The organism is Caulobacter sp. GW821-FHT09B11 (genome assembly GCF_059418205.1).
In genome coordinates this window covers 186278-192438 of record NZ_JBWKPK010000007.1, presented here as the reverse complement: position 1 = coordinate 192438, position 6161 = coordinate 186278, and the positions used below count along the sequence as shown (strand labels likewise).

7 protein-coding genes are annotated in these 6161 nt (G+C 71.9%); 5 read left to right on the top strand and 2 right to left on the bottom strand.

The window, feature by feature from the left end; translation table 11 throughout:
* The 5 genes from AC07N1_RS07560 to AC07N1_RS07540 form a co-directional block, all read left to right on the top strand.
* Positions 1 to 756 (top strand): hypothetical protein (locus AC07N1_RS07560; protein WP_494671232.1); only part of this gene is annotated, 756 nt, incomplete at its 5' end.
* Positions 756 to 1412, top strand: a complete 657-nt coding sequence (locus tag AC07N1_RS07555) for a hypothetical protein (protein WP_494671231.1) — start codon at positions 756 to 758, stop codon at positions 1410 to 1412. The genes AC07N1_RS07560 and AC07N1_RS07555, both read left to right, overlap by 1 nt.
* Positions 1409 to 2686, top strand: a complete 1278-nt coding sequence (locus AC07N1_RS07550; RefSeq protein WP_494671230.1) for a hypothetical protein — start codon at positions 1409 to 1411, stop codon at positions 2684 to 2686. Before AC07N1_RS07555 ends, AC07N1_RS07550 begins: the two co-directional genes overlap by 4 nt.
* Position 2687: 1 nt before the next feature.
* The gene (locus tag AC07N1_RS07545) at positions 2688 to 3329 is read left to right on the top strand and encodes a hypothetical protein (protein ID WP_494671229.1); all 642 of its coding nucleotides are present in this window, start codon (positions 2688 to 2690) and stop codon (positions 3327 to 3329) included.
* 317 nt (positions 3330 to 3646) lie between these two features.
* Positions 3647 to 4288, top strand: a complete 642-nt coding sequence (locus AC07N1_RS07540) for a GntR family transcriptional regulator (RefSeq protein ID WP_494671228.1) — start codon at positions 3647 to 3649, stop codon at positions 4286 to 4288.
* A 121-nt stretch (positions 4289 to 4409) separates the two neighbouring features.
* On the opposite strand, the gene AC07N1_RS07535 is transcribed toward AC07N1_RS07540, so the two are convergent.
* Positions 4410 to 5195 (bottom strand): ABC transporter ATP-binding protein, encoded by a 786-nt coding sequence (locus AC07N1_RS07535; RefSeq protein ID WP_494671227.1) that lies wholly within the window; start codon positions 5193 to 5195, stop codon positions 4410 to 4412.
* Positions 5196 to 5209: 14 nt separating this feature from the next.
* Positions 5210 to 6142, bottom strand: coding sequence for a nitrate ABC transporter permease (gene ntrB, locus AC07N1_RS07530; RefSeq protein ID WP_494671226.1), 933 nt, complete (start codon positions 6140 to 6142; stop codon positions 5210 to 5212).
* Between the last annotated feature and the right edge of the window lie 19 nt (positions 6143 to 6161).

Sequence of the window (6161 nt, the reverse complement as noted above, 5' to 3'; positions counted from 1 at the left end):
CCCCCGGCCCTGCGCGGCACCGCCGCCGACGCCCTGCGCGCGACGCCAGGCGAAGGCGTGCGCGGCACTCCGGGCGAGCAGGTGCGGCCGACGCCCGGCGGCCTGCCGCCCGACCTGCGCCGGTTCACGCCCTCGGAAGTGTTCGAACGCCCGCCCGCTCCGCCGCGTGAAGCGCCATGGGACCGTCCGGCCGCGGCCGCGCGCGAAGCCCCTTGGGAGCGTCTGGCCTCACGTCGGGAAGCCGATCCCCTGGCCGAACCCTCGCGGCGGCTGGCCTCGCTGGGCCAGGCGGGCCGCAGCCTCCGCGACGCCGGCCGCGCCCTGACCGGCCCCGACGAACGCCCTCGCCCTACGGCGGCCGCCAGCGATCCGCTCGACCGGCGCCTGGCCAAGGCGCGCGACATGGTCAGCCGGGGCCGCAAGGCCTACGCCGCCGCCGAGCGCGCCCTGGACGGCGCCCGCGACGCCATCCCCAAGGACTGGGTCGAAAAGGCGCGCGAGAAGATCCCGGGCCTGGGTCGCGCCGACCCCTATGTCCGCGAGACGGCGCGCAAGCTGGCCGTCGGGGTCGGCACGGTGAGCGAATATGCCGACTACGCCGAGAAGGCCGATCGCATGCGCGAGATGGCCAGCGACGTGCGCGAGCTGAAGGAAGCCGACGAGGCCCGCGACGACGCCCGCCGCGACCGCGCCCTGGAAAAACTGAAGGCCAGGCGCTCCGAAGAATCCCGCGACAGTTCCGAGGGAGACGATTGATGACGGCCGAAAGCCGCTTCGTCGGCAATTCGATCGAAGAGTTGCTGGTGGCCCTGGCCGAGGGCGTGCGCGAGGCTCAGCTGGCCTTGAACGCCGGCCCCCGCGTCGACGCCTCCGGCGCGCCGCTGGGCGGCTACCAGCTGCCGTTCCTCGACTTCTCGATCAAGGTCGACATGCAGACCAAGGCCGACGCCGGCGGCCGGCCGGTGGCCCTGCTGTTCACCGCCCGCGACCAGAGCTCCAGCAACCAGCAGGTCAGCAGCACGATCAGCGGCCGCCTGGTCGCCACCCCGCCCGGCGAGGGCCTGCCGACCCCGCGCATCGCCTTCGTCGTCGGCCAGAACATCGGCGGCAAGGCGACCCTGTCGGTCACCGTCGCCAACAGCGCCGGCGAGGTGCTGGCCGACCAGCCCGTCGAGCTCAACATCGACGACGAGGCCGGCGCCACCCTGTCGGCCGCGCGCGGCGCGGCCAACTACAAGCGCCAGGCCGGCACGCGCCTCGACCAGGCCCTGCTGCGCACCGACGCCCTGGGCAAGGCCGCGACCACCCTGTCGATCGCCGCCAAGGAGCCGGCCCGCGCCGTCGTCGTGGTCGTCGCCTCGATCGGCGCGTTCAGCGCGCGGGCCGTCGTCGGTCTGGAGGAAGTGGGATGAGCACGGCCTTCACCTGGAGCGCCAGGCTGACCGACGCCGACGGCAAGGCCGCCGTCGGGGCGAGCCTGGACGTCCAGCTGTTCGACCTGAAGACCAACGCCTGGGCCGCCGTCTCCAGCGCCAAGACCGACGCCGAGGGCCTGGCGCGGGGAACCGGCGCGATCGCCGACGACACCCTGCCCTTCGCCCCGGCCTTCCGGCTGGTCGAGGGCGCGGCGGCGATGTCGGTCAGTCCAGAGTTCGGCCGCGCCGCGCGCGGCGGCGGCCTGAGCATCGACTTCGGCCAGGTGCGTCGCCTGGCGGTCGAGGAGAAGGTGGTGGCCCGCACCACCCTCGCGGCCCGGGCGCTGCGCGCCGGAGCCGTCATCACCCCGATCGGCGGCGTCATCGCCACCGACAGCCCGGCCGCCCGCGACGTCGCCGACCGCGACAAGCAGCTGGCCGACAAGGACGCCGAGATCGCCACCCTGCGCTCCGCCAAGGTCGATGTCGCCGCCGTCCGCGCCCAGACGGCCGAGGAGACCACCAAGACCTTCACCGCCCGCCTCGTCCAGCGCGACCAGGATCTGGCCGACCGCGACCGCCAGCTGGCTGATCGATCCCGCGTCGTCACCGAGCAGCAGAGCGAGATCAACCGCCTGCGCGGCGTGGTCGCCGCCCAGGAAACCGCCGCGACACAGGCCGCGGCGGCCGCCGCTGCGGCCCAGGCCACGGCCGCCGCCGCTGCCGCGCGTCCAGCGACGGCGGGACGCCTCGCGGCCGACGCCGCTGGCACGACCACGGGCGCGACCACCGCAACGCCGCTGAAGCTGCGCAGCGTCGCCGTCACCGATCTAGCCACCACCATGGCCACCCAGCTGGACGACGCCCAGATCACCCTGAAGCCGCGCGGCTTCTCGCTGGGCGCCATCCAGGTCAACGCCAAGGTCCTGCTGCAGGACGCCGGCGCCGTGCAGCTGATCGACGCCGAGACGGCCCGGGACCTCAAGCAGGACGTGCTCAGCGACGTCAAATTCCAGTTCATCCCCGAGAAACCGGCCGACGCGAGCGAGGGTCCCCGCGCGCCCGACGTGCTGCAACTGACCGAAAGCGCCGCCCGGCGGGTGCTGACCTCGGTCGGCCTGGTGCTGGAAGCCAGCGTCGGCCCGCGCGCGCTCAATCCGGCCGTCGCCCCCGGTCAGGCCATGGTGCAGTCGCCCACCGCCGGCTCGGTCGTCGCCCGCGGCGCGCGGGTGATGGTGATCTTCGCCGCCGCCGACGAACAGGGAGCCTGACATGGCCCAGGACGCCTCCGAACTGCTCAGCGAAAGCCTGGCCACGCCGCTGGGCGAAGTGATCGCCGCCGTGGGGCGCGGGGTGGCCGAGGCCCAGGCCGCCCTCGACCAGGGCTCGCTGAACGCCAGCCTCGCCATCTACGAGGCCGACGGCGACGAGGGCCTGGAGATGCTGCGCTCGATCGGCTACCAGCCCACCTTCTATGTCCTGCCCGAGACCACCTGCGAGGTGCAGGTCTCGATGCGGATCGGCGGCACGGGCGGCGCCGACGGCAGCGCCGGAACGACCGGCCGCAGCGGCGCGATCGGCCAGGCCCGCACCTATATCACCCCGGTCGATGCGGCCTTCCAGCAGCGCTACGGCTTCCAGGCCAGCGGCGCGGCCAAGCTGACCTTCAAGATCGTTCCGGTACCCGCCCCCGCCGCCCTCGACGACGCCGCCCCGATGCCCGAGGTGCGCGGCCTGACCGGCGCCGACGCCGTCGCCCTGATGGCGACCCGGGGCCTGGCGGCCGAGTTCGTCGACGCCAAGGGCCAGACGGTCGCCGCCGCCGACGCCGCCAAGCTGACGGTCAAGACCCAGGACGCGGCGCCCCGCGCCCTGGTCCGCACCACCAACGCGGTGATCCTGGGCCTGGGCTGACGGCGGGCCTCTCCCCTTGATTGAGTGAGGCGCGGCGCCCCCTCGCGCCATGCCCGAGTTCACGCCCGTCGCGCCGATGACCTCCGGCCACGGGCGGAACGAGGCCGGGAGGGCCTCGAACGACCGCCAGGCGACCAGTTCCCCTGTTGCGGGCGCCGTAACCGCCGGCGGGTTCAAGACCATGCGGATAGATCGCGCCGTTCCAGATTCCAGGTTGTTCGAAATGATCGAGGTTTAATCCGAGCCGACCGATAATCTGATATAGGAAGCCCCTCTCGGCGCGGGGGGCGCCGACCAAGGGTCATAGTCCGCAGCTCATGAGCATCGTCGTCCGCACACTGTCCGACCAGACCTACGAGATCGTACGTCGGCGCATTCTCACCGGCGCCATGCCGCCCGGAACGGCCGTGCGGCAGGACACCATCGCCGGCGAACTGGGCGTCTCGAAGATCCCGCTGCGCGAGGCCCTCAGCCGCCTTGAGCAGGACGGCCTGCTCAACTCCTATCCCAACCGCGGCTACGTGGTGCGGCAGGCTTCCACGGAAGAGGCCAGCGAGGTCTTCGCCCTGCGCCTGAAGCTGGAGCCCGGCGCCACCGCCGAAGCCGCCCGCAAGGCCGGCCCCGAGGACCACGCCCGCGCCGAGGCCGCCCTCGCCGCCCTGGAAGCCGAGCTGGGCAAGCCGGACGGCGACCACGTGGCCTCCAACCACGCCTTCCACATGTCGCTGGTGCGCCCCGGCGGCCACATCACCAGCCAGCTGGTCGAGCGCCTGCAGATCCTGTCGGAACGCTATGTGCGCATCCACCTGGAGCCGTTCGGCCGCGACGAGCGCGCCAGCCGCGAGCACCGCCAGATCCTCGACGCCTGGAAGGCCGGCGACGCCGCCACCGTCGAGGCCGTGGTCGCCGAGCACATCCAAGGCACGCTCGACGACCTGCGCCAGCAGCTGGCGGCGTAGCAGCGCCCGCAGATTCGTGCGTGGTCCTCGTCCTTCGACAGGCTCAGGATGAGGACCATTTCACAGGCCGTGCAGTAGAAATCCTCACCCTGAGCTTGTCGAAGGGCGGGGATTTCGCCCCCTACGCCGCCCTTCGCGTGTAGAGGAACTCGATCACCGCCGCCCGGGCGTGGACATAGGAGGCGTCCTCCGCCACGGCCAGGCGGTCGCGCGGCCGGGCCAGATCCACCGGACGCACCTCGCCGATCGTCGCGCGCGGACCGTTGGTCATCATCACGATCCGATCCGATAGCAGCACCGCCTCATCGACGTCGTGGGTGACCATCAGCACGGTGTTGTTCAAGGTCGCCTGGATCTCCATGACGCTGTCTTGCAGGTGCGCGCGGGTCAGGGCGTCCAGCGCCCCGAACGGCTCGTCCAGCAGCAGCACCTTCGGCTGCATGGCCAGAGCGCGAGCGATGCCGACCCGCTGCTTCATGCCGCCCGAGATCTCCGCGGGCCGCTTGTCCTTGGCGTGGGTCATCTTGACCAGTTCGAGGTTGTGCAGCGTCCACTCGCGGCGCTCGGCCGCCGACTTCTTGCCGCCGAACACCTTGTCGACCGCCAGCTGTACGTTCTCGCGCACCGACAGCCACGGCAGCAGCGAGTGGTTCTGGAACACCACCGCCCGCTCCGGACCCGGCGCGCTGACGGCCTCGCGGTCGAGGATCACCGCCCCGGTGGTGGCCGGCACGAGGCCCGCCACCACGTTCAGCAGGGTGGACTTGCCGCAGCCCGAGTGGCCGATGATCGAGACGAACTCGCCCTTGTCGACCTGCAGCTCGACGCCGCGCAGCACTTCCGAAGCGCCCGCGCCATGCCCGAAGGTGACGCAGAGGTTCTCGATGGAGAGATAGGCCTTGCCCATGATGTTTCTCCTTCTCAGCTCGCCGCGTCGCCGCGGGAGACGATGCGGCCCGCGAGGGCGACGATGCGGTCCAGGGCGAAGCCGGTCAGGCCAACCCACGCCAGGGCCACGACGATGTCGGAGATGCGCGAGGCGTTGTACTGGTCCCAGATGAAGAAGCCGACGCCCACGCCGCCCAGCAGCATTTCCGAGGCGACGATGGCCAGCCAGCTCATGCCCACCCCGATCCGCAGGCCCGTGAAGATGTAGGGCGTGGTCGCCGGCAGCAGGATCTTGAAGAAATATTCGATCGGCGACAGCCGCAGCACCCGGGCGACGTTGCGATAGTCCTCGGGGATGTTGCGCACGCCCACGGCGGTGTTGATGATGATCGGCCAGATCGAGGTGACGAAGATCACGAACAGGGCCGACGGATTGGCCTCGTGGAAGGCCGCCAGCGAGATCGGCAGCCAGGCCAGGGGCGGCACCGTCCGCAGCACCTGGAAGATCGGATCGAGACCCCGGTGCGCCCAGCGATTGGCGCCGATCAGCACGCCGAGGCCGACGCCGACCACGGCCGAGATCGAGAAGCCCAGGGCCACCCGCTTGAGGCTGGTCAGCACGTGCCAGAACAGGCCCTTGTCCACCCCGCCCCGGTCGTAGAATGGATCGACGATCAGCTCCTTGGACTCCAGCCAGATGCGCGAGGGCGACGGCAGGCCGTCATAGGAGTCGCCGCACACGCCCTGCCACACGGCCAGTATGACCAGCACGGTCAGGGCCGGCGGCAGGATGGCGGCCGCGACCGCCCTTGCCCGCCTGGCGATGCCGGCCGCCCCCGGGACCTTGGGGGCGGCCGGCGCGGCCTCCGCCGCCGACGCCGTTGCCGGCGGCGGGGACGCTCCTTGGGCCGTCACCGGGGCCGCGACAGGCGCGGCCTCGGCGAAGTCGGGCTTGGGATAGGTCATGAGCTTTCCTCCCCTCTGG